We start from the raw sequence: 24286 nt of genomic DNA, 5'->3' as shown, positions 1-24286 counted from the left end.
TGCGATCACGCTGACCGCCCCCAGGCTCGCCTCGGTGCGGTCCCGCACGTGCCGGTGCGCCTCGGTCGCCTGGACACTGCGACGCCGGCGGGCGAGGGGGCCGGGCGGTGGCTTGTCGCGGGCGCTACGTCACTCGCCCGGCCCTGGCTGGGGGACCCTCGTGACGTCTGGGCCGGCGCCCCGCACGGCGGCCGGCCGGGCGACGCCATGGCGCGCAAGGACGCGGCGCCCCTGTTTCTGACAGAAACGGCGACCCGCTGAGGTGCCGGAACGAACCCGCCGACGAAGGCGGCGGGACGGTCAGCCGCCGCTCTTGCGGCGGAAGGAACGCTTGCCGCCGACGGGACCGTGGGTGCCGTGGATCTTGGAGCCGTCCTTGCCGCGACCGCCGCCGTTCGACTCGGCCTGAGTGCGGCGCTTGCGCTCGAGGGCCTCGCGGAACTTCCGCTTGAGCTCGTCGTCCGGGGTGTCGGGACCGGGGACGTCCGCGGCCGGGGTTTCGGCGCCGCTGGTTTCGGCATCGGGGGTTTCGGCGCCCCGGGTGGCGTACGCGGGCGTTTCGGCGGCCCGGGTCGGGGTTTGCGGCTCGGGCGCGTCGGCAGTCATGTGGACCTCCTGGTGTTGGACGGGCGACCACTCGGCCTCGTGCAGGCGCGCGCGTGACGGCTCGCCGGACCGGCGAAGCCTGCGCCTCGCCCGTCGACCACGTCACACTCGATCCGGCGAAGCACGGGCCCATCATCTCATGCGCGGCCCGGCCCTCTCGTACCAGGCGGCGCCGCCTCGCGCGCGCGAGGCGGCGGTCAGTCCCACCAGAAGGACCAGGTGTGCTTGCCGCGGAGCGTCTCGGCGTAGTCGAGCAGGGTGCCCGCGCCCTGGACGATGGCGTCCGGGCAGAACGCCCAGTGCTCGGCGGCGACGTGGACCGCGTGGTGCGGGCTCATGGGAGGCGCCGCCACGCTGAGCTCCAGCGTGTTGAACCCCATGCCGACCAGGCGTGCGCCGAAGCGGTCCTCCCAGCTGCGCACCACGGCGGCGAGCGGGACGTTCCACTCGTTGTGGTGCAGGGCGCCCTGCCATCCCATGACGGCGAGGGCGTCGGCGCCGCGGTCGACCGCCGCCAGGCCCACGGGCATCCCCTGTTCCGCCGCCAGGGTGCCTGCGTACCAGTCGGCCACCGCGCCGGGATCGGCTCTCGGCTCGGCGGGCTCGGCGGGGCCCGGGCAGAGGGGGCCGAACGGGTCGAGGATCTCCAGCTGGTCCTCCGCGGCCCGCTGGACCCAGTCGGCCCAGACCTCCTCCATGAAGGCGGCCACGTTGAAGTTGTCGATCTCGGCGGCCGCGTCGGGGGCGATCTGCCCGACCGACCACGGCTGGACCGAGTCCTCCAGCAGCACCGGCCACAGACCCGAGTGAGGATGCTCGGTCCGCAGCCGGGCGTAGAGGGCCCCCGCCACCGGCGCCTGGCTGAGCCAGAACGCGGGACGGCCGCGGGCCGCGGAGGGGAAGCGGAGATAGGTGGGGTCGGGCCACACCACCGCGCCGGCCGGGAGCTCGACCGCGAGCGTCCGCCCGTCGCCGCCGTCGTCGAACAACTGGCGCACGGCAGGGGGCAGACGCCGACGCTGACAACCGTCCATCTCCACCGTTCCGGTGCCGATCACACCAATAGGATGCCGGGCAGCCGAGATGGTAGTGCGAGGGGGATCCGCCACATCTTCCGTCGTACCGCACAATCGCCCGTCCTGTCCCGCGCCCCGGCCACGATCTCTACCGTACGGAGGCTCCGGCAGATCGGCATCCTTGGCTACGGTGGTGATATGACGGATGCGATCGGAAACCTACGTGCCTCGGACGCCGATCGGGAGGCCGTGTCCGAACGCCTGCGCATCGCCGCCGGCGAAGGCCGGATCACCCTGGACGAGCTGGACGAGCGACTCGAACGGACCTACGCGGCCAAGACCTACGCCGAGCTCGACGCGCTCATCGACGACCTGCCCCGTATGCCCGTGGGCACCGCCCTGGCGGCCTCGAGCGACGAGCCGCTGGTGCTGCGCACCGGCGCGGGATCCATCACCCAGGCCGGCCAGTGGACGGTGCCCCGGCGCATCGTCGGCGAGTGCACCTGGGGCAACCTGAAGATCGACTTCACCGGGGCGACCTGCCCGCACCGAGAGGTGCAGCTCAACCTCACGTGCGGCGCCGGCACCATCACCGTCATCGTGCCGCGAGGCTGGGCGGTCGTGATCGACGACATCACGAGCGGCATGGGCAACATGGTCAACAAGGTCACCTCTCCCCCCGAGCCCGACCGGCCGGTGCTGCGCGTCAACGGCCGCGTCGGCATGGGCACCATCAAGTTGAAGCATCCTCGCCGCTGAGACCCCCGCTGCGGGGGCGAAGCACTCGGCTCTCTTCCATCCGAGGGTGAGCGGACGAGGGTGAGCGGCCGGAGCCTCGGCCGTCATGAGGCGGAACCCGTTGAGGTTCGGCCGTCCCGGCGTCGAGCGCGCCCTCGGCTGGCCATATACATAATACGTTGATATAAGTCCCTTATGGATTCTGCGGTTCGCGGCTCCCCTGCCGCCGAGGTGACGGCCGCGCTCGAACGGCTCACCCGCCTGGTGCTGCGGCTCAACACTCCCGGCGGGCTGTCGCTCACCTCGGCTGCGACCCTCGGCACCCTCGACCGTTCGGGCCCCTGCCGCCTGACCGAGCTGGCCGCGCACGAGGGCGTCACTCAGCCGGCGATGACCCAGCTGGTCTCCCGCCTGCAGGAGGCCGGCCTCGTCGAGCGGGCCGGCGACGCTCACGACGGGCGGGTCGTGCGGGTGCACATCACCGACGCCGGGCGCGCCGCTCTGGCCGAGCGGCGGAAGGCGCGCGCCGACGCGCTCGCCCGGCTGCTGTCGCGCCTCGGCGAGGACGAGCGGGCCTCGCTCATCGCGGCGCTGCCCGCCATCGACAGCCTGACGCGCCAGATGCCCGACGACCGGTTCGGCGCCTCCCGGTGACCCCCGAACCCTGAAGGACCGCCGGGCGTCTCGGCCTCCGGTGACGGCCGGAGCGCGGAGCGCCGGCGATGCATGAGATGGAGCATTGATGAGCAGTCTCTCCGCCGGAGCGAGCGCGAGCCCGTTCGAACAGCCGAAAGCGGTGTTCGCGGTCGCCTTCGCCTGCGTGGTCTCCTTCATGGGCATCGGGCTGGTCGACCCGATCCTGCCCGCGATCTCCCACGAGCTGAACGCCACCCCCAGCCAGGTCACCCTGCTCTTCACGAGCTACCTGGTGGTGACCGCCGTCGCCATGCTGATCACCGGCTGGGTGTCCAGCCGCATCGGCGCCAAGTACACGCTGATGGCCGGTCTGGTGCTGATCGTGGTGTTCAGCGCGCTGGCCGGGACCTCGCCGAGCATCGCGTCCATCGTCGGTTTCCGCGCCGGGTGGGGCGTCGGCAACGCGCTGTTCATCGCCACCTCGCTCGCGGTGATCGTCGCCTCGGCCAGCGGCGGCTTCGCGGGCGCGATCATCCTGTACGAGGCCGCGCTGGGCCTCGGCATCGCGGTGGGCCCGCTGCTCGGCGGCCTGCTCGGCAACGTGAGCTGGCGAGGCCCGTTCTTCGGGGTGTCGGCGCTGATGGCCGTCGCCCTGATCGCCACCGTCGTCCTGGTGGAGCCGACGCCGCGCCCTGAACGCAGGACCGGCCTGCTGGACCCGCTGCGCGCGCTCAGGCACCGCGGCCTGCTCACCATGTCGCTGACCGCGCTCTGCTACAACTGGGCATTCTTCACCGTGCTCGGCTACGCGCCCTTCCCCATGGGGCTGGGCGCCGTCCAGCTCGGCTTCGTCTTCACCGGCTGGGGCCTGCTCGTGGCGCTGTTCTCGGTGTTCGGGGCGCCCTGGCTGCAGCGCCGCTTCGGCATCGCCCGCACCCTTTACGCGAACCTCGCCCTGTTCGCGGTGACCGTGCTCGTCATCGCCATATGGACGACGCACCCGCCCGTGCTGGTGACCGCGGTGATCGTCGCCGGCGTCTTCATCGGCGTGAACAACACTGTGACCACGCAGGCCGTGATGACGGTCTCCCCCGTCGAGCGCCCGGTCGCGTCGGCCGCCTACGGGTTCGTCCGGTTCATCGGCGGCGGCCTCGCGCCGTTCGCGGCGGGCAAGCTGGTCGAGCACACCAACATCCACGTCCCGTTCTTCATCGGCGCAGGAACGCTGCTGCTCGGCATCGCGATCCTGTCCACGGCGCACCGGTACCTGGCCGAGGCGGAGCGCGTCCAGGCCGGAGACGTCCGGGCAGCCGAGGAGCCGGCCATCGCGTCAACGTGATCGGCACGCCCACGCGGAGCGGCCTCGCGGCGCCGATGGGCTCGGGCACCGGCCGCGAGCAGCGGAGGCGGCCAGGCCGAAGCCGATCCGCAGCGTTCGACGGGCAGGGGAGGAGGATCAGGCGATCTCCGCCTGGTCCGTGGCGAGGGTGAGTCCGTGCGGGAGTTCCGACACCTTGGCCCGGCCGTCACCGTCCACCTCGGCGGTCACCTCGGCGCCCGCGACCATGAGCCCTTCGGCACGCACCGCGCCGAGCGGCGCGCCGGCCATCGGGCGCAGCGCCACGGTGCCGCCGGGCACGTCAGGGTGCAGCCCGAGCGCGGCGTGGACGACCGTGACGGCCGCGGCGGCCGACCAGGCCTGCGGCCGGCACGCGGCCGGGTAGGGCACGGGACGGACGACGGCGTCGCGCGCGTCGCCGGCGAACAGTTCAGGCAGCCGGTAATCGAACGACTCCCCCGCCGCGAGCAGGCCCTCCGCCAGACGTGCCGCCTCGGCGCCGAACCCGGCGCGGGCCAGGCCCGCGACCACGATGGCCGTGTCGTGCGCCCAGACGGATCCGCAGTGGTAGGACAGCGGGCTGAACCCGCCGTCCTCGGACGACATCGTGCGCAGCCCGAACCCCTCCGCCATGGCGGGTGTCGCCAGCAGCGCGGCGACCCGCGCCGATTCCTCCGGCGACAACAGCCCGGTGCCGAGGAGGTGTCCGATGTTGCTGGTCAGCGCGTCGACCGGGCGCTTGTCCCTGTCAAGGGCCAGGGCCGGGTGGGGGCCGTGCGGGCCGTCCACCCAGAACCGGGCGCGGAACCGCGCGGCCAGCGCCTCGGCGTGCTCGCGCCAGCGGGCGGGCCCGGGCCGGTCGAAGGCCGAAAGGAGCGCGGCGGCGTGCAGGGCGGCCTCGTAGGCGTATCCCTGGACCTCCACCAGCGCGATCGGCGCCTCGGCGCGGCCGCCGTCGCGGAAGCGGACCGAGTCGCCGGAGTCCTTCCACCCTTGGTTGGCCAGGCCGTGGCCGCTGGTGTCGACGTACTCGACGAAGCCGTCGCGGTCGGGGTCGGCGTCGGTGCCGAGCCAGGTCAGAGCCGCCTCAAGCGCCGGGAGCAGCGCGGCGACCTGGTCCTCCGGCATGCCCCAGCGCCAGGCGTCGTGCAGCAGGCTGATCCACAGCGGGGTGGCGTCGATCGTGCCGTAGTAGGCCGCGGGCAGGCGCATCTCGTGCGGGGCCAGGACGAACTCGTGCCGTCGCAGCTCGTGCATGATCTTGCCGGGCGCCTCGCCGGAAGCGGGGTCGGTGCGGACGCCCTGGCGGCGGGCGAGGACGCGCAGGGTGCCGGCGGCGAGGCCGGTGCCGAGCGGCAGCAGCATGCGCGCCGCCCAGATGCTGTCGCGGCCGAACAGGGTCAGAAACCACGGCACGCCCGCGCCGAGGAAGACGTCCTCCGGCGCGCCGGTCTCGGCGAGGCGCAGCGAGCGCAGGTCGTCGAGCGACCGGTCGAACAGGCGGGTCAGCCGGTGGTCGGCGGCGGTGACGCGCGGATGCCCCCATTCGGCGGGGTGGGCGGGGGCGGTGACGACGGCGGCGGGGTCCTCGACGGCGACGCTCCAGCGCAGCGTGATCCGGCCGCGTGGCGGCAGCGCGACCTCCCATCGCAGCCGGGCACCGCGGCCGGCCCCGGCCGGCCGGTGACCGTCCGGATCGGCGGCGGTATCGGCGCAGGCGTCCTCGCCGGTCACGACGACGTGGATGCCGCCGGAGTTCCAGGAGAGCGTGCCGGGGGCTTCGCTCGTCGCCGGCGCCGGGACGGTGGCCTTGCCGGACTTCACCGTCTCGATCGGGGCGAAGTCGCAGTCGAGGTCGAGCGTGACGGTGGCGGTCACCTCGGCCGAGGCGGCCGAGGTGATCTCGATCGTCTCGGTCATGCCGCCCGCCGTGACCTGACGCCCGCGGTCGACGCGCACGGTGGGGTCGGGGCCGGGGTCTCCTAGCCAGCGCGGCAGGCCGGTGAACCGGGCTCCGCCCGCGCCGGTCAGGGCGTGGCCGACGGGTTCGGGCTCGCGCCCGTCGACGAGCAGGCGGGCCTGCGACAGCGCCCTCGCGTCCGCGTGGAAGAGCCCCTGCGCGCCCGTGGGACGGATCTGCCCGTCCTGGCCGCTCAGCGCGCTGGTGGGCGCGAGGACGGAGGCCACCGTTTCGAGCAGGGACGGTTGCATATCTGTGGCTACCCCTTCGTGACTTCGCCGGCCGGCCGGCGGAAAGTGCGCACAAAGCACCCTCTACGCTCTCTTCAGGCGTGACCACGCCAACGCCAGGGATCACTTCCCAGCGGACCCGACGCCTCGTGGAAAGTCGGATGGATCGGCCGCGACCGCCGCACACGCCAGGTCCGGCACGTGCACTCCTACGAGTTGCGAGCCTCTAAGAGTTACGAGCCTCCGCCAATATCGACCGGGCGTCCTCCGCCAGAGCATCCGCTTCTCGCTGGTTCCCGCTGGAACGGCTCAGCTCACTCTTACCTTGGAGTACAGCGGCGAACATCGGATGACGCGTTCCATGGCATCGTGCCACGATCTTCTCCGCCCTGTTCAGGCTGCGAACGGCCTCGCCTCTGTCGCCCACCGCCAGCTGGGTCGCCGACAACAGAACGAGCGCGTGAGCCAGATAAGGATGCCCAGAGCCGTAGAACCGCTCATATATCGCGACGGCGCGCGTCAAGTGCGGCAGCGCGTCCTGCGGTCTTCCGGCGGCCGACAACGCATCGGCAAGGCAGGTCAAGCCGGCGGCGACGTCCGGATGATCGGCGCCGACAATTCGAGCGAGACCCTCAACGGAGTGCGTGGACACATCGATCGCCGTTTCATATTCGCCTAACGCCGCACACGAGTCCGCCACGCCTTGTTCCCGCTTCAATGCCTCGTATGATTCGGGCCCATCAATGCGTACGAACATATCGCGAGACAGGGACCAATGTATCTTCGCCTTCTCGAAGTCACGTAACTTGTAGTGTACGCAACCGATGTCCTCATGCAGATAAGCGGTGCCCCGTTCGTCCCTTCCCTCGGCAGCACGATCCAGCTCGAATCCACGTTGCGCGAAGGCGAGTGCCGTTCCGTAGTGCCCGCGACGCATATGGAGCCAGAACAGATGCCGGAGACACGGCAGTGATCTCCGATCGTCGGCGCCGTATCCGGACTCGGCGATGGAGAGGGCACGCTCCATCGCGTCCTGGGCATCCTGCAGGCGTGACATCTCCATGAGCACGTCGCCGAGCCGGGCCACGTCACCGATCAGTTCTATGGCACTCGCGCCGAGATGCCTCTCCTTTATTCTGATCGCCCGTTCCGCGAGGATGAGCGCGTCGGCAAGATCGGCTCTCCTGTGCTGCACCCGCGCGAGTTCCGCGCATACCTCTGCCACAGCGAGCGCGTTCTCACCGTCGGCGCGCTCATAATGGAACAGGGCCATGCGCAGGAGATCCAGGGCTGCCTGCAAGAAATCGCGCGACATGTGGTAGATGCCGGCCCGCTTCAACAGGTCACCCATGAACTCGGGCGAGCCGATCTGTTCGGCATGAGCGGTGGCCGCGAACACGTGTGGCGCGAGTTCCGCACAGGTGGCCCAGGAATTCCGATCGGCCGGCGCTCGCGGGAACGCCTGGTCGAGAGCTCTGATCACGACTCCCAGCCATTTCCGCCGTGCGGTCTCTGTGAGACTCGTCCGTACCGCGAACTGCACGAGCCGATGAAGCGAGACGCATGCCGAGTCGGCAGTGATCAGGGAGTAGTGCGCCAAGGCCGCGATCGCCAGGTCGTACGCGACCGGGTCGGCGAGGACTTCGGCGAGTTCCGGGGGCAGCGCGGAAGAGCGCTCCGCCGGCAAGGCGCGCGGGATTCGCTCCGGCGCGAGGTAGGAGAAGAAGATGAGAAGTTCTCCGGCGCCCGCCGCCTGGGCAGCCGCCCGCGTGATGGACATGGACCATGTGGTGGCCACGGGAACGCTGTGATCGGCGGGCGGGGTGGTCGCCAGAATACTGCTCGGGTGCCGCTCGACAAGCTCGGCGTAGTGTTCGAGCGTCGTCTTCGTCTGGTTGACATATGAGGCGGCCTGCACGAGGGCGAGCGGAAGCCGGCCGAGTTTGTCGGCCACCTCGGCGGCCGAGGCGCGGTCGTCGGAGCGAGTGCGGGCTCGCAACAGCGTCACGGCGTCGTCATGGCTGAAGACATCGACGGTGATGGTCTCGTCGGCGAGATCCGACCATGCGTCGGCACGCGACGTTATGATCACGTGTCCTGCCCCTCCCACCGGCCATATCTTCCTGAGGGCCGCACGATCCACCGCGTCGTCATAGATCAGGAGCCAGGGCCGCACGCTCATGAGCTCACGCCACAAACGTGCCGGCACATCCACCTGATCAGGCACGGCCTCCCCGGTGAGGGCGGCGAAAAGCCTGCCGAGATCATCGGCCGCGATGGCCTGGGGCTCGGCTCTCACCCACCAGATGAGCGCGTACTCAGATCGGAACCGATACGCGTATTCCGCTGCCAGCGATGTTTTGCCCACTCCGCCGAGTCCCTGAAGGACACAACTGCGAACATCATCTCCGGCGCTCTCCGATCGCAGAACGGCATGAATCCGGTCGATCGCTTCGGTCCGGTTGGTGAAGCCGACGTTCCGCGGGGGAATTCCTCCCCAGATATGCCACCGGGCACCGGCCGCGACCGCGGTCGTGCGCCGGTCGGTGACGTGCCGGCTCAGCAGGGCATATCCGCCGGCGGCGGCGGTGAGAAAGGCGAAGACGGCGGCGACTACCGAGGCGACGACCGTCCAGATCATCTGTGTCAGGGTCAGGTCATCGACGACCTGCGCCGCCACTCCCGCATATGTGCCTATCGCGGCCAATCCCCCGGCCGCCGATCCCCCCGCCCACACCAGCCATCGGCGACGAGGAGCGTGCTCTTCAGCAGAGGCGGGCACACTCGGATCGACCTCACCGTCGCGCACATGCCGTCCTCGGCTAGATCACATCGCTTTCGCATTCCAATGGTAGATCGCCATAAAGCCGTGCGGCCCGCTTCAAGAAGATGACATTTCCGAATAGCAGACATTCCACACTATTCGGTCATCCATAATGCCGTGGCTGATCGAACTCCGGCGACCGCACCTGGAACGGCCGCCGGCTCGCCGGGAGCATGGAGGGGGTACACCGGCGCCCCGTCGTCAGAGCAGGCGGCGGATTTCGCCGTAGGCGCGGTAGAAGCCGCCGCGGCCGGAGGAGCGGACGCCCTCGACCAGGTAGCGCGCACCCGCCTCGCGGACGGTCTGGGGGAACTGGACGTTCCACCGCGGGTCGTAGCCGGGGCTGACCACGCGCACGCGCAGGCGCTCGCCCTCGCGGACGCACTCGACGACGATGCCCCCGTCGGCGTGGGAGACGCTTTCCAGGACGGTGGACGGCTGGACCGCGGCCAGGCTGGTGGCGGCCTTGACGTCGACCGGCTCGGGAACGGTGCCCGCCTGGGCCGCCCTGATCGCCTCCTCACTGGCGTCGACGCAGGCCAGAGTGCCGTTGGTGGTCACGATGTAGAGCCGGTCGTCCAGGAATTGCATGGAGTAGGCCGAGCCGCACCCGGTGGCGAGCTTCCACAGCCGCGCGCCGCCGCGGTCGAAGCAGTAGATGGAGGAGTGGTTGTCACCGGCGAAGACGAAGCGCCCGTCGGGGGCCGTGGCGCAGGAGAAGACCGCGCCGTCGCAGGTGTAGACCGCGTCCACGGCGCCGTCCCGCTTGGCGAGGCGGTACACCTTGTTGTGGCTGGTGCCGGCGTACACCGCGCCCTGGTCCTGCCAGCCGAACAGCACCTGGCCGTCGACGCCGGTGTGCCAGACCGGCGTGCCGTCGGCGGCGTCGTAGCGGGCCACGCCGCGCGAGTGGCCGTGGTAGACGGCCTCCTGGTCGCAGCGCACCATCCAGGCCGAGCTGCCCTCGCCGGTGCGGGCCCACTGGAACTCGTCCTCGTGGTCGATCGTGGTGATGCGCCCGTCCCGGTCGGAGACGCCGAGGACGCCGTCGTCGATGTCCAGCCAGTAGATGTCGACGTCCTCGGCGATCTCGTAGGCCACCCGGGGCACCTTGCCGCTCAGGTCGTACACCTTGCCGTCGTCGGCGCCCGCGTAGATCCAGAAGTCGTCGGCGACGATGCACTTGACGCCGTCGGGCAGCCTGAAGCGGCCGGTGACGGTGCCGCCGTGGGTGACGGTGTAGACGTCGCCGTTCTGGTTGCCGACCCAGCAGCGGTCCTCGTCCACGAAGATGCCGAACGCGGCGGCGCCGCTGGCGAAGCGCCACAGCACCGGGGCCTGGCTGGCCGTGGAACTGCCGCTCACGATGGTTCTGCGAGTGACCGATCGCCGCTGGCGCATGCCGCGCACGGCGGGGGCGTACCCCTTGCGGACCTTCTCGCCGATCTTCTTCGCGGCGGCGGCCTCGGCCTTCTCGGCGCTCACGAACGCCGACACCTTGGTCTGGCCCTGCTCGCCGATGCGCCCGTAGGTGATGGTCACCTGGGTGCCCGACACCGCTACTTCGTAGAACTTGTGGGCGCTCCCGGCGTCCTCGGAAAGCTCCAGGTACGTGGTCTGCGGGGCCATGCCGCGTCCCTCCCTTGATCGATTGCTGGGAGCGTACGGGACCCGGCCGACAAAATGCTCCCGATACTCAAAAGTCGTGTTTACCTGCGGCGATGCGGGCAAAGGCCACAAAAGGGGAATACGCCATCGCACGGGAGGCAGAGCCATGGCGAACGTGTTCGAGGTTCTGGATCGGGACCACCAAGAGGTCAATCGGATGATGGCCGAGCTGGAGGACATGCCTCCGGCGATCGGCGACGACCGCGAGCGGATGCGGGAGCGCAAGGAGCTCGTGCGCCGACTGATCATCGAGGAGTCCAAGCACGAGGCGGTCGAGGAGGAGTACTTCTGGCCGGCGGTACGCAACCTCGTCCCGCACGGCGACGAGCTGGCCGAGCACGCGATCAAACAGGAGCAGCGGGCCAAGTACACCCTCAACGACCTCATCGACTACGAGCCGGGGCAGCCCAGGTACGAGGACCTGCTGACCGGGTTCATCGCCGAGGCGCGCGAGCACATCGCCTACGAGGAGGAGCAGGTCTGGCCCGAGCTGCGCCTGGTGATCAGTCCCGAACGCGCCATGGAGCTCGGCACGAAGATGGAGAAGGCGAAGAGGCTCGCGCCGACCCGCCCGCATCCGCACACGCCGCCGAACCCGGGGCTGCTCAAGGCCTCCGGCCCGTTCGTCGGGGCGGCCGACCGCATCCGCGACATGGTCGCCGCCCGGGCCGGCCGGCATTGAGCCGCGCCGCCCGCGGACCCGCCGCCTGAGCGCGGCCCGGCGCTGAGCCGAGTAGCGCGGACTCGCCGCCTAAGGGCGCGGCCCGGCGCTGAGCGGAGCCATGCGAGCCCGCCACCTGCGCGGAGCGGCGGGCGACCCCGCTCTGCGCGGAGCCGTGGGGGGACGAAACCGAGGGGTCCTCAGCGGGCGGCGAGGCCGGACAGGAAGCGGGCAGCGACGGGGGCCGCCACCGCCGCGCCGGTGCCCCCGCCCTCGACGATGACGGCGAACGCCAGGTCGCCCCGGTAGCCGATGAACCACGAGTGGGTCGGCGGCATGCGGCCCGACCCGTATTCGGCCGTACCGGTCTTGCCGGCGGTGCCGCCGGGGAACGCGATGCCCTTCGCGGTGCCCTCGCTCACCACCGCCGGCATGAGGTCGCGCAATGCGCCGGCCACCGCGGGCTCCAGCTTGCGCGGCGCCGACCCGCCCGCCGGCACCAGTGAGGGCGGCACCAGCCGGGGCTGGCGCCAGGTGCCGTCGGCGATGGCGGCGGCCACGGCGGCCATGTTCAGCGGGCTCGCCAGGACGCGCCCCTGGCCGATCGCCGCCGAGGCCAGGTCGGTGTCGTCGCGGGGCGGGGGGAAGGCCGCCCGCACGGCGGGGACGCCGGGGGTGATCGGGGCGCCGAACCCGAAGCCGCGCGCCACCTCGGCGAGGCGGGCGCCGCCGAGCCGGTCGACGGCGAGGCTGCCGAAGGTCGTGTTGCACGAGTGGGCGAAGGCGGCCTCCAGCGACAGCCGCCCGAAGTCGTGGAACTCGGCGTTGTGGAAGGCGAACCCCCCGATGGTCCGTTCGGGCGGGCACTCGACGGTGTCGCCGGGGGTCATGCCTCCGGCGACGAGCGCGGAGGCGGTCACCACCTTGAACGTCGACCCCGGCGGGTAGGCGCCGAGCAGCGCGCGGTTGAAGCCACCGGGCCGGTTGACCGCGGCCAGCACCTCCCCCGTCGAGGGGCGCAGCGCCACCAGGGAGGCCGGTTTGCCCACCCCCTCAAGCGCCGCGGCCCCCGCCCGGTGGACCCGCAGATCGAGGGTGGTCCGCAGCGGCGTGCCCGCGACGGCACGCCCGGTCGCCACGGTCCCGACGGCGCGGCCGCCCTTGACGATCTCCACGCGGGCCGACGGCCTGCCCTTCAGGCGCGCGCCGTACTGGGACGTGAGCCCGTCGACGATCTGCAGCACCGAGCCGGGCGCCGTGGGCGTGTCGATGCGCGTGCCGTCGGCGGCGAGGATCGGGGCGGTCGCGGCCGGCACCTGCACGATCTTGAAGCGCGCGCCGGTCGTCAGGCCGCGGTGGATGGACGAGGGCGAGAAGGCCACCTTCCACGCGCGGTCGCGCTCGACCAGCCGCAGGCCGCCGGTGTAGCCGAAGTCGACCGGGCCGCGCAGGTCGGCGCGGAAGTCCACCGTCGTCGCCGCGTCGCCCCGCTTGACGGCCCCCGGCGTGAAACGCGCCGAGGTCAGGCGCAGGTCGTCGTGGAAGCGCCGGTACCACTGCTCGAAGTCGCCCGGCGGGGCGGCCGCCAGGGCGCGCATCGCCGCGTAGTCGCCCCTCGACCAGGCGGACAGATAGCGGGCGGCGGTCTCCTCGGCCGAGCCTTCGGTGCGCAGCGCCCACACCACTCCACCGGCCACGACCAGCGGCACCAGTACCACGGCGGTCGCCAACGTCAATCGTCTCATCGTTCCCCCTTCGAGAGAGGAGGACAGCAGACGGTTGACCGTTATGTCCAATATTGGTATCTACTACGTACTGATACGAATCCGGATATAGTCACTGGTAATGGACCTGGTACGGCACTTGCGCTACTTCACCGTGGTCGCCGAAGAACTCCACTTCGGCAACGCGGCGGCGCGGCTCGGCATGGCGCAGCCGCCCCTCAGCCAGCGCATCAAGCGCTTGGAGGACGAGCTCGGCGTGCGCCTGTTCGACCGCTCCAGCCGCCAGGTCCGCCTCACCGACGCCGGGCGGCTGCTGCTCACCGAGGCCCGCGACATCGTCGAACGGGTGGACGCGATTCCCGCCATGCTCGCCCGGCCGGCGGGCGGCGGCGCGACCCTGCGCATCGGCGTGCCGCCCGACCTCGGCGGGTCCGCCATCGCGGCCCTGCTCGCCGGGTTCCGTGACGCCCACCCGGACGTACGGCTCGCGCTGACCGAGATGGCCACGGCCGACCAGGTGGGCGCGCTGGCGGACGGCGCACTGGACGGCGGCGTGATCCGCCATCCGGTGAGCGCGCCCGGACTGCGCTTCGGGCCCGTGCTCGTCCAGCACCCGGGCGTGCTGCTCCCCGAGGATGACCCGCTGGCGGCGTTCTCCTCGGTGCACCTGGCCGACCTCGCGGCGCGGCACCTGGTGCTGTTCCCCCGCGAAAGCGAGCCCGGGCTGCACGAGGAGACGCTGGCCGAGTGCCGCCGCCACGGGTTCGTCCCGGCCGAGGTGCACCTCGGCCGGCATCCGCAGTTCACTCTGGGGCTGGTCATGTCCGGCACGGCCGTGGCCTTCGGCCCCAGCACCGAGCAGGCGGGCGTCGCCTGGCGGCCGCTGCTGGGCGACCCGCTGGCCTGGCGGGTGTCGGTGGCCTGGCAACGCCCCTCCGAGGCGATGGAGGAGTTCGGCGCGGTGGCGCTTCGCGTCCTGCGGGACAATGCCGGGATGGTCCAAGAGGGAGCCGCGCCGGTCCGCGCGGTCAGGCCGCGCCCAGCGTCCGGCCTGCTCGCATGACCGCCCAGGACCCGGCCGCCCGCACGAACCCCCCGCACCCGGCCGCCCGCACGAGCCTCTCGCAGTCGGCCACCGGTACGGGACCCCCACAGCCGGCCACCGGTACGGGACCCTCACAGCCGACCACCGGTACGGGACCCTCACAGCCGACCACCGGTACGGGACCCTCACAGCCGGCCACCGGTACGGGACCCTCGCACGCGGTCGCGGCGGGCGGCTTCGCCGGCCGGGCCGCGCGCACGCGTCCCCCGGACCTCGCGGCGATCTTCCGTACGGCGGGGGTCACCGGCAGCCTCCACGCGACCGACCTGGACACCGGGGCGCAGGTCGGCGCCGGGGACGACGATCCGGTCGTCCTCGCCTCGGTGTTCAAGCTCCCCCTGCTCGTCGAGTTCTACCGGCAGGCCGAGGCCGGCCTGCTCGACCCTGCCCGGCCGTGCCGCGTGGAGGCCGGCGAGCGGACGGCGGGCGGCACGGGGCTGGCCGCCATGCTGGACGACGCCACGCTCTCGCTGCGCGACCTGGCGTACCTGATGATCGCGGTGAGCGACAACGCCGCCGCCGACGTCGTGGCGCGGCACGTCGGGCTGGCGGCGGTGAACGCCATGCTCGGCCGGTTCGGGCTGCCCGGCACCTTCGTCGAGCACGACTGCCGAGGGATGCTCGCGGCCATGGAGGCCGACGCGGGGCGGCTGGAGGGGCCGCTGCACCCGCGCGACGTGGCGCGCCTGCGCGTGCTCGACCCCGCGCGCACCAACCGCAGCACCCCCCGCGAGATGACTCGGCTGCTCGGCATGGTCTGGCGGGACGAGGCCGCGGGCCCCGAGGCGTGCGCCGAGGTCCGCCGCCTGCTCGGCCTGCAGGTGTGGCCGCACCGCCTGGCGTCCGGGTTCCCCTACGACGACGTCGTGGTCAGCGGGAAGACCGGGTCGCTGCCGACGCTCCGCAACGAGGTCGGGGTCGTGGAGTACCCCGACGGCGGGCGCTACGCCGTCGCGGTGTTCACCCGGTCGATCGGCACCGCCCAGCACCAGCCGAGAGCCGACGCCGCCATAGGCACCGCCGCCCGCGCCGCCGTCGACCACCTCCGCTCGCTGTGAACCCTGCGAAGATCCCGGTATTCGCCTGAAGGCGGTGGGGCTCAGCCGACGTCGACCCCGAACCCCCGGCGAGGGATCCGCCCTCGCGCTCCCGAACGCGGAAGGCATCGGCAATGGCGAATCGGCATACGGCTCGCGGCTCTCGGCCGTTCACATCGATGGCGTCAGGCTCTCTGGGGTGCGGGGCGGAGCCCGCGTCGAGGGGTCGGGGCGAAGCCCCGGGGTAACACAGTCCGAGCGAAGCGAGGGCCTTTCCCGTGCGGGCCGTGAGATAGCACGGTGCGGGCGTGGAGCCTCGAGGTAGCACCGGCCGAGCGAAGCGAGGGCCTTTCCGGCGGAGCCGACGGGGCGGGCGGTGGGGAGGCGGCTGCTTGTGGGTTGTACCTTCCGGCGGGTCGCTTGGGCCCGCCGGAAGGTGGGGGGTCAGTCGACGTCGACCCAGTTGAGGGTGCGCTCGACGGCCTTCTTCCAGCCGGTGTAGCCCTTCTCGCGCTGTTCCTCCGACCAGGTGGGCTGCCAGCGCCGGTCCTCGTTCCAGTTGCGCTTGAGCTCCTCGGTGGAGCCCCAGAAGCCGAGAGCGAGGCCGGCGGCGTACGCGGCGCCGAGGGCCGTGGTCTCGGCGACGACCGGCTTGGACACCGGGACGCCGAGAATGTCGGCCTGGATCTGCATGCACAGCTCGTTCGCCGTCACGCCGCCGTCGACGCGCAGCACGTCCAGGCGGACGCCCGAGTCGTTCTCCATCGCCTCGACGACGTCGCGGCTCTGGTAGCAGATCGCCTCAAGTGTGGCCCGGGCGATGTGCGCGTTGGTGTTGTACCTGGACAGGCCCACGATGGCGCCGCGCGCGTCGGAGCGCCAGTAGGGGGCGAACAGCCCGGAGAAGGCGGGCACGAAGTAGACGCCCCCGTTGTCGTCGACCTGCCGGGCGAGCTGCTCGCTCTGCCCGGCGCCGGAGATGATGCCGAGCTGGTCGCGCAGCCACTGGACGGCCGACCCGGTCACGGCGATCGAGCCCTCCAGCGCGTACACCGGCTTCTCCTGGCCGAACTGGTAGCAGACGGTCGTCAGCAGCCCGTGCTGCGAGCGCACCAGCTCGTTGCCGGTGTTGAGCAGCAGGAAGTTGCCGGTGCCGTAGGTGTTCTTGGCCTCGCCGACGCCGAAGCACACCTGCCCCACGGTGGCCGCCTGCTGGTCGCCGAGGTCGCCGGACAGCGGCACCTCGCCGTGCAGCGGGCCGGCGCTCCGCGTGACGCCGTACAGGTCGGGGTTGGAGGAGGGGCGGATCTGCGGCAGCATCGCCCGGGGGATGCCGAAGAACGACAGCAGCTCGTCGTCCCAGTCGAGGGTCTCGAGGTTCATGAGCATGGTGCGGCTGGCGTTGGTCGGGTCGGTGACGTGCACGCCGCCGTCGGTGCCGCCGGTGAGGTTCCACAGCAGCCAGGTGTCGGTGTTGCCGAAGACGGCCTCCCCCGCCTCGGCGGCCGCGCGCACGCCGTCGACGTTCTCGAGGATCCACTGGATCTTGCCGGCGGAGAAGTAGGTCGCCGGGGGCACGCCCGCCTTGCGGCGGATGACCTCGCCCTTGCCCTCGCGTTCCAGGGCGCTCGCGATGCGGTCGGTGCGGGTGTCCTGCCAGACGATGGCGTTGTAGTAGGGCCGCCCTGTCTTGCGGTTCCAGACGACGGCCGTCTCGCGCTGGTTGGTGATGCCGAGCGCCACCAGGTCGGCGGCCGAGAGGTTCGCCTTGCCGAGCGCGGTCTCGACGACCGCGCGGGTGCGCTCCCAGATCTCCACCGGGTTGTGCTCGACCCACCCGGCCTGCGGGAGGATCTGCTCGTGCTCCAGTTGGTGACGGGCGATCTCGTTGCCGCCATGGTCGAAGATCATGAAGCGGGTGCTCGTCGTGCCCTGGTCGACCGCGCCGACGAAGTCAGCCATGGATTGTCGCCTCCTTCACTGGCCCCGCCGGTCGCCCGGCGCGGCCTTCGCCCTTCACGCCTTCACGCCCTTAACGCCGTTCACGCGTCCACGCCCTTCACGCGTCCGCGCCGTCCGCGGCGTCCGCGCCCTTGACGGCGTCATACCGTGCTGCCGTCGTGCCGCTCGCGACCGAGGGTCTTCGCGGACGCTTCCCCCTCGGTGGGCACGGTACCCGGCTCGGCCTCGCCCGGCGCGGGCAGGAAGCGCCCGACCAGGACCTTGTACAGCCCGGCGCCGAGCACGCCGCCGATGAGCGGGGCCACGATGGGCACCCAGAAGTAGAGGTTGCCGTACTGATCTCGCCAGGCCGTCCCGTACCCGGTCAGGAACGAGGCCAGGCGCGGGCCGAAGTCGCGGGCCGGGTTGATCGCGTAGCCGGCGTTGGTGCCCCAGGCCATGCCGATCGCCACCACGAGGAGACCGATCACGAAGGGGGCGAGGTTGGCCCCCGGGGCGCTGTTGGACACGTCGGTGATCGCGAGGATCAGGAACAGCAGGATCGCCGTGCCGATCACCTGGTCGCGGAAGGCGCCCCATTCGGTCACCGGCAGCGTGCCGTTGCCGGGCAGCGTGGAGAACACCCCTTGCGTCTTGATCGTGTGGCCGGGGTCGACGCTGGCGAGTACCTCGCTGTAGTTCCACCGGACCAGGAGCGCGGCCACGAACGCGCCCGCGGTCTGGGCGAGCGAATAGGGCAGCACCTTGCGCCATTCGAAGCCCTTGAACACCGCGAGGGCGAGCGTGACGGCCGGGTTGAGGTGGGCGCCGCTGATGCGGCCCGCGGTGTAGACGCCGAGCGTCACGCCAAGGCCCCACGCCCAGGCGATGCTGTCGTGATCGCCGATGCCGCCCGCGACGACCTGCGCCACGACGGCCGTTCCCATCAGGATGAGTATCAGAGTGCCCGCGAATTCCGCGGCCAGCTCACCGAGCAGGCTGGGGGGTCTTCTAGGTCCGGCCATGTCGTCTCCTCACGTGTCGCCGTACGACTCGCCGTTGTCGCAAGACCTCCGCGGAGGCGATGATGACGGGCCGCACGATCGGCCATCGCACGGGCGCCTGACCACCCCATGCGCTTTGTTGACCTGCACCAACAGTGCACCCAAGGAGGAGAAAGCCATGTCCACGAACGGGTCAAGAAGTCTTTGGGCATGGTTCGCGGCCTCCTCGACGAGCCGTCCGTCGTCCTCGATCTCCGCACCGATCACGTTTCCCGATTATGAAGATCTGACGGAGGATTTCCACCCCGAGACGGCGGCGTGGTGAAAAATTTCGGCGATGGGCGTACAGCGATCGCGGTAGCGCGGAACGGTCCTCCCGGACGAGGAGAGCGCGCCGCCGCGGCCGTACGGTAGGGGACGTGAGTCGCGTCACCCGGCTGCGCGAAGCCGCTCGTTCCCACCCCTACCTGGTGGACACCTTCATCGCGTGCTTGGCGTTCGTGGCGACCGTCCTCGGGCCGCCGGCCGGCCACCGGTTCCGCATGGACCTTCCGCCCACCCCGGGCGCGGTGGCGCTCGCCGGGGCGATGGGCGTGGCGCTGGTGTTCCGGCGCGCCTCGCCGCGCCTGGTCGCCGCGGTGGCCGTCGCCGGCTCGGTGGCGCAGCTCGTCACCGGCGGCCTCCGCGGCCCGCTCGACCTGGTGGCCGCCGTGGCCCTGGTCACCCTCGCCGTCCACACCCCGCGCCGCGTCTCCTGGACGTCGGGGGCGATCGCCGCGCTCATCCTGGCGGGCACGCGCATCGTCCTGTCCGGCGACCCCTGGTTCACCTCGCAGGTGGTCGGGCAGGTCGCGTGGATCGGCATGGCCATCGCCGTCGGCGACGCCGTGCGCAGCCGCCGCGCGTACGTCGCCGCGGTGGAGGAACGCGCCCGCCGCGCCGAGCAGACCCGCGAGGAGGAGGCCGAGCGGCGGGTCATGGAGGAGCGGCTGCGCATCGCCCGCGAGCTGCACGACGTGCTCGCCCACCACATCGCGCTCATCAACGTCCAGGCGCAGGTGGCCTCGCACGTGATGGACGCCGAGCCGCGGCAGGCGCGCGAGGCGCTCGGCCACATCCGCCTGGCCGGCCGGGCGGCCCTGGACGAGCTGCGCACCACGGTCGGCCTGCTGCGCCGTCCGGGAAGCGCCGAGGAGCTGCCCACCGAGCCCGCCCCCGGCCTCGACCGCCTGCCCCAGCTGATCACGTCGTTCACGGCGGCGGGGCTGGACGTCGACTGCCATCTTGAGGGCACGCCCCGGCCGCTGCCCTCCCCGGTGGAGCTGACGGCGTTCCGCGTCGTCCAGGAGGCGCTGACCAACGTCAGCAAGCACGCGGGACCGGCCACGACCCGGGTGCGCATCGCGTACGGGCAGCGCGACCTGACCATCGAGGTCAGCGACGACGGCCGGGGCCGCGCCTCGCGCCCGGGCGGCCTCCGTGACGGGGACGGCGGGCCGGACGCGGCCCCGGCCTCCGGCGCCGGGCACGGGCTGGTGGGCATGCGCGAGCGCGCCCTGTCGGTGGGAGGGACGTTCAGCGTCGGCCCCGTCCCCGGCCGCGGGTTCCGCGTCCACGCCGTCCTGCCCGTGCCGGCGGCGAGCGCCGTATGACCGTCCGCGTCGTGCTCGCCGATGACCAGGCGCTGGTGCGGGCCGGCTTTCGCGTCCTGGTCGACTCCGCGCCGGACCTTACGGTGGTCGGGGAGGCCGACACCGGCCACGAGGCGGTGCGGCTCGCCCGGGACACCAGGGCCGACGTGGTCCTGATGGACATCCGGATGCCCGAGATGGACGGCCTGGCCGCCACCCAGGCGATCACCTCCGACGCCGGCCTCGCCGGGGTGCGGGTGCTGGTGCTGACCACCTTCGAGATCGACGAGTACGTCTTCGCGGCGCTGCGCGCGGGGGCCAGCGGGTTCCTCGGCAAGGGCGTCGAGGCCGGCGAGCTGCAGGACGCCATCCGCGTCGTGGCGCGCGGGGACGCCCTGCTCTCCCCCGGCGCCACCAAGGGCCTCATCGCCCGCTTCCTGTCGGCGCCCGGGGCGCGGATGGAACACACCCCCGAGCACCTGGCCGTGCTCACCGACCGCGAGCGCGAGGTGATGACGCTGGTCGCCGGCGGACTGACCAACGACGAGATCGCCGACCACCTCGGCATCAGCCGGATGACCGCCAAGACGCACGCCAACCGGGCGATGATCAAGCTGGGTGCTCACGACCGCGCCCAGCTCGTGGTGATCGCGTACGAGACCGGCCTGGTGCACCCTCGCGCGCGGTAGCCGTCCCGGCCGCCTACGGCGTTCGTGGTAGGACAAGACCCTCCCAGCGACGGACCTGCCGCGCCCCGGCGGCGATGAGTCTTGAAGAGTGGCCGGGCGACCGGCCTCACCGCGAGCGGCGCCCCCACCCACGGACGCCGGCCGCCCCCCACCGAATCCGACAAGAGATGGACCGATGTCGTTACTCGCCAGACTGAGCCTCGCCAACCGCGGCCTGGTCGCCCTCATCACGATCGTGGTGGCCGCCTTCGGCGTGTACACCATCCCCGCGCTCAAACAGCAGCTCCTGCCGTCGCTCTCCTTCCCCACCGTGTCGATCGTCGCGGCCTACCCGGGCGCGGCGCCGCAGATCGTCGAGGACGGCGTGACCCGCCCGCTGGAGGACGCCGTCCGCGGGCTGGCCGGCGTGACCGGGGTGAACTCGACCTCCCGCGAGTCCAGCTCGTCGATCAGTGTGACGTTCGACTACGGGACCGACATCGACGGGGCGCAGAACCGCATCCAGCAGGCCATCGGCCGCGTGGCCGCCCAGCTGCCCGACGGAGTCGACCCGCAGACCGTCTCGGGCGGCACCGACGACCTGCCGGTCATCCAGCTCGCCGCCTCCTCCACCGGCGACCAGCGGCGGCTGGCCGACCGGCTGTCCTCCGAGGTCGTCCCCGCGTTCACCGGGGTCGAGGGGGTGCGCGACGTGACGGTCTCCGGCACGCGCGGCGAAGTGATCACCATCGAGCCCGACGAGGACGAGCTGGCCGAACGCGGGCTGACCGCCTCGGCGATCGCCTCGGCGATCCAGTCGGCCGGCACGCCGTTGCCCGCGGGCACGCTGACCCGGTCGCAGAAGTCCCTCAGCGTCCAGGTGGGCACCAAGCTCGGCTCGGTGCGGGACATCAAGGACCTCTACCTCGCCCCTCCCGCCGCCGCCCAAGGCCAGGGGCAGCAGCGGCCGGGCGGCCAAGGTCTGCCCGGAGCGTCTGGAGCCACCGGTTCCGCCGGTTCCGCCGGAGCCGGCGCCTCGCGGGCGCCCGCCAAGCCCAAGCCCGTGCGGCTCGGCGACGTGGCCGACGTCAAGCTCGGGGTCGCCGACTCCACCACGCTGACCCGCACCAACGGCAGGCCCAGCCTCGGCGTCGCCGTCACCATGAAGCCCGGCGGCAACGCCGTGTCGATCTCCCACGACATCCGCGCGAAGCTGCCCGCCCTGGCCGCCTCGCTCGGGGACGACACCCGCTTCACCGTGATCTTCGACCAGGCGCCGTCGGTGGAGCAGGCGATCGAGAGTCTCACCACGGAGGGACTGCTCGGCCTGGCCATGGCCGTGCTGGTGATCCTGGTGTTCCTGTTCTCGCTGCGGTCCACGATCGTGACGGCCGTGTCCATCCCGCTGTCGGTGCTGATCGCCCTGATCGCCCTGTGGATCCAGGACTACTCGCTGAACATGCTGACCCTCGGCGCGCTCACGATCGCGATCGGCCGGGTGGTGGACGACTCCATCGTGGTCCTGGAGAACATCAAACGTCACCTGTCGTACGGCGAGGGCAAGCGCCGGGCCGTCGAGAACGGCGTGCGGGAGGTGGCGGGGGCGGTCACCGCCTCCACGCTGACGACCGTCGCGGTGTTCCTGCCCATCGCCTTCGTCGGTGGCCTGGTGGGCGAGCTGTTCAGCCCGTTCGCGATCACCGTCACGGTGGCGCTGCTCGCCTCGCTGCTGGTGGCGCTGACCGTCGTCCCCGTGCTGGCCTACTGGTTCATGAAGGCCCCGAAGGGCGGCGCCACCGAGGCCGTCCGGCAGGCGGCGGACGAGAAGGAGCGCCGCGGCCTGCTCCAGCGGGCCTACGTCCCGGTGATCCGCTTCGCCACCCGCCATCGGATCACCACGGTCGCGATCGCTCTGGTGATCTTCGTCGGCACCCTCGGCCTGGTGCCGATGCTCCGCACCAGCTTCATCGACGGCTCCGGCCAGAACACCCTCAACATCCGGCAGGGCTTCCCGGTCAGCACCTCGCTCGCGGCGGCCGACGCCATGGCCAAGAAGGTCGAGCAGGTCGTCGCCGGAACGAGCGAGGTGCAGTCCTCCCAGGTCACCGTGGGCGGCGGCACCGGCATCGGTTTCGGCTCCGGCGGCCGCGGCGGCGGTGGCGGTGGCGGCACCTCCCGGGCCAGCCACTCCCTGACGCTGCGCGAGGGCGCCGACGTGGCCGCGGTCGAGCGGCGGCTGACCGAGCGGCTCGCCGCCACCCCGGGCATCGGCGAGGTCACCGTCGGCCAGGCCGGCGGCTTCGGCGGCAACTCCCTGCAGGTCGTCGTGCGGGCCGCGGAGCTGGACACGCTGCGCACCGCCGCGCGGACCGTCCAGCAGGCCATGGCCGGGGTGCCGGACGTCGCCGAGGTGACCAGCAGCGCGGCCGACACCGCGCCGCGCATCGAAGTCACGGTCGACCGCAGGAAGGCCGCCGAAAAGGGCCTCAGCGAGGTCGTCATCGGGCAGACGGTGGCGCAGGCGTTCAGGGGCACCACCGTCACCCAGCTCGTCCTTGACGGCGGCACGGCCGACGTCGTGCTCCGCCCGGGGCCGGCGCCCGCCTCGCAGGCAGACCTGCGCGACCTCGAACTCCCCGGCAAGGTCGAACTCCGGGACGTCGCGACGGTCAAGCAGGTCAACGGGCCGGTCACGGTCACCCGCATCGACGGCGACCGCAGCGCCACGGTGTCCGGCAAGGCCACCGGCGCCGACCTCGGCGCCACCAGCGCCGAGCTGAAGAAGCGGCTGGACGGGCTGAGCCTCCCGGCGGGCGCCTCGTACACGATCGGCGGCGTAAGCGCCGACCAGGCGGAGGCGTTCGGCAACCTGGGGCTGGCGCTCGTGGCAGCCATCGCGCTGGTGTTCTTCGTCATGGTGGCGACGTTCCGCAGCCTCATGCAGCCGCTGTTGCTGCTGGTGTCGATCCCGTTCGCGGCGACCGGCGCCATCGGCCTGCTGCTGGTGACCGACACCTCGCTCGGCCTGGCCGCGATGATCGGCATGCTGATGCTCATCGGCATCGTCGTCACCAACGCCATCGTCCTGATGGACCTGGTCAACCAGTATCGCGAGCAGGGCATGCCGCTGAACGAGGCGGTCATCGAGGGTGGACGGCGGCGGCTGAGGCCGATCCTGATGACGGCGCTCGCCACGATCTTCGCGCTGCTGCCCATGGCGCTCGGCATCACCGAGGGAGGCGGGTTCATCTCGCGGCCGCTGGCCATCGTGGTGATCGGCGGCCTGATCAGCTCGACGCTGCTCACCCTGGTGCTGGTGCCGACGCTGTACACGATGGCGGAGAACCGCAAGGAGAAGGCCCGCGTCCGGCGGGAGCGCCGCCGGAGCGGGGCGGCCACGCCGCCCCCGCTGGAGGAGGTTCCCGGCGAACCGGCCGTGAGCGCGTCCGGCTCCGCCTGACCACCCGGCGAGCCGTCCGTCGAACGCGTCCGGCTCGC

General features: G+C 71.9%; 17 protein-coding genes. 9 read left to right on the top strand and 8 right to left on the bottom strand.

Translation table 11 applies throughout. The annotated features are described in order from the left end of the window. Positions 1-300: 300 nt before the first annotated feature. Positions 301-606, bottom strand: a complete 306-nt coding sequence (locus ACFO60_RS10330; protein WP_380839535.1) for a DUF5302 domain-containing protein — start codon at positions 604-606, stop codon at positions 301-303. 197 nt (positions 607-803) lie between these two features. Beyond that, a complete protein-coding gene (locus tag ACFO60_RS10325; RefSeq protein ID WP_380839533.1) occupies positions 804-1664 on the bottom strand; it encodes a DUF4253 domain-containing protein in 861 nt (286 codons plus the stop codon). Between the two features lie 156 nt (positions 1665-1820). On the opposite strand from ACFO60_RS10325, the gene ACFO60_RS10320 reads away from it, so the two are divergent. The 3 genes from ACFO60_RS10320 (at position 1821) to ACFO60_RS10310 (ending at position 4335) form a co-directional block, all read left to right on the top strand. Continuing rightward, entirely contained in the window at positions 1821-2381 is a 561-nt protein-coding gene (locus ACFO60_RS10320; RefSeq protein ID WP_380839531.1) for a DUF1707 SHOCT-like domain-containing protein, read from the top strand. A gap of 174 nt (positions 2382-2555) precedes the next feature. Further along, positions 2556-3014, top strand: a complete 459-nt coding sequence (locus ACFO60_RS10315) for a MarR family winged helix-turn-helix transcriptional regulator (RefSeq protein ID WP_380839530.1) — start codon at positions 2556-2558, stop codon at positions 3012-3014. 88 nt (positions 3015-3102) lie between these two features. After that, complete coding sequence (locus ACFO60_RS10310) at positions 3103-4335, top strand: MFS transporter (protein WP_380839528.1); 1233 nt, start codon at positions 3103-3105, stop codon at positions 4333-4335. Between the two features lie 117 nt (positions 4336-4452). On the opposite strand, the gene ACFO60_RS10305 is transcribed toward ACFO60_RS10310, so the two are convergent. From ACFO60_RS10305 to ACFO60_RS10295, 3 genes are all read right to left on the bottom strand, one after another. Beyond that, positions 4453-6546 carry an amylo-alpha-1,6-glucosidase gene (locus ACFO60_RS10305; RefSeq protein WP_380839526.1) on the bottom strand — a complete coding sequence of 698 codons (2094 nt, stop codon included), beginning with the start codon at positions 6544-6546 and terminating at the stop codon, positions 4453-4455. A gap of 205 nt (positions 6547-6751) precedes the next feature. Continuing rightward, positions 6752-9334, bottom strand: a complete 2583-nt coding sequence (gene fxsT, locus ACFO60_RS10300) for an FxSxx-COOH system tetratricopeptide repeat protein (protein ID WP_380839524.1) — start codon at positions 9332-9334, stop codon at positions 6752-6754. Between the two features lie 216 nt (positions 9335-9550). Further along, positions 9551-10978 carry a WGR domain-containing protein gene (locus ACFO60_RS10295; RefSeq protein WP_380839523.1) on the bottom strand — a complete coding sequence of 476 codons (1428 nt, stop codon included), beginning with the start codon at positions 10976-10978 and terminating at the stop codon, positions 9551-9553. A 145-nt stretch (positions 10979-11123) separates the two neighbouring features. Here ACFO60_RS10295 and ACFO60_RS10290 point away from each other — a divergent pair, with 145 nt between their 5' ends. After that, positions 11124-11699 (top strand): hemerythrin domain-containing protein, encoded by a 576-nt coding sequence (locus ACFO60_RS10290; RefSeq protein ID WP_380839520.1) that lies wholly within the window; start codon positions 11124-11126, stop codon positions 11697-11699. Positions 11700-11878: 179 nt separating this feature from the next. Here the strand turns inward: ACFO60_RS10290 and ACFO60_RS10285 are convergent, their stop codons facing one another. Continuing rightward, on the bottom strand, positions 11879-13423 hold the full coding sequence (locus tag ACFO60_RS10285; protein WP_380839517.1) for a penicillin-binding transpeptidase domain-containing protein: 1545 nt from the start codon (positions 13421-13423) through the stop codon (positions 11879-11881). Between the two features lie 100 nt (positions 13424-13523). Between ACFO60_RS10285 and ACFO60_RS10280 the strand changes: the two genes are divergently transcribed. Continuing rightward, on the top strand, positions 13524-14465 hold the full coding sequence (locus ACFO60_RS10280; protein WP_380839515.1) for a LysR family transcriptional regulator: 942 nt from the start codon (positions 13524-13526) through the stop codon (positions 14463-14465). After that, the gene (locus ACFO60_RS10275) at positions 14462-15565 is read left to right on the top strand and encodes a serine hydrolase (RefSeq protein WP_380839512.1); all 1104 of its coding nucleotides are present in this window, start codon (positions 14462-14464) and stop codon (positions 15563-15565) included. The genes ACFO60_RS10280 and ACFO60_RS10275 overlap by 4 nt, the downstream gene beginning before the upstream one ends. A 423-nt stretch (positions 15566-15988) precedes the next feature. Here the strand turns inward: ACFO60_RS10275 and glpK are convergent, their stop codons facing one another. Further along, positions 15989-17506 carry a glycerol kinase GlpK gene (gene glpK / locus ACFO60_RS10270; RefSeq protein ID WP_380839510.1) on the bottom strand — a complete coding sequence of 506 codons (1518 nt, stop codon included), beginning with the start codon at positions 17504-17506 and terminating at the stop codon, positions 15989-15991. Between the two features lie 140 nt (positions 17507-17646). Then, positions 17647-18510: an MIP/aquaporin family protein gene (locus ACFO60_RS10265; RefSeq protein ID WP_380839508.1), complete on the bottom strand. Its 864-nt coding sequence runs from the start codon at positions 18508-18510 to the stop codon at positions 17647-17649. Between the two features lie 398 nt (positions 18511-18908). On the opposite strand from ACFO60_RS10265, the gene ACFO60_RS10260 reads away from it, so the two are divergent. The 3 genes from ACFO60_RS10260 (at position 18909) to ACFO60_RS10250 (ending at position 24248) form a co-directional block, all read left to right on the top strand. After that, positions 18909-20141, top strand: coding sequence for a sensor histidine kinase (locus tag ACFO60_RS10260; protein WP_380839506.1), 1233 nt, complete (start codon positions 18909-18911; stop codon positions 20139-20141). Then, on the top strand, positions 20138-20809 hold the full coding sequence (locus ACFO60_RS10255; protein ID WP_380839504.1) for a response regulator transcription factor: 672 nt from the start codon (positions 20138-20140) through the stop codon (positions 20807-20809). The genes ACFO60_RS10260 and ACFO60_RS10255 overlap by 4 nt, the downstream gene beginning before the upstream one ends. Before the next feature lie 175 nt (positions 20810-20984). Continuing rightward, a complete protein-coding gene (locus ACFO60_RS10250) occupies positions 20985-24248 on the top strand; it encodes an efflux RND transporter permease subunit (protein ID WP_380839501.1) in 3264 nt (1087 codons plus the stop codon). Positions 24249-24286: the final 38 nt, after the last annotated feature.

The organism is Sphaerisporangium dianthi (assembly GCF_042654065.1).
GTDB classification, from domain to species: domain Bacteria; phylum Actinomycetota; class Actinomycetes; order Streptosporangiales; family Streptosporangiaceae; genus Sphaerisporangium; species Sphaerisporangium dianthi.
The sequence above is the reverse complement of the archived record's forward strand: the minus strand, read 5'-3'. Positions and strand labels throughout refer to the sequence as shown.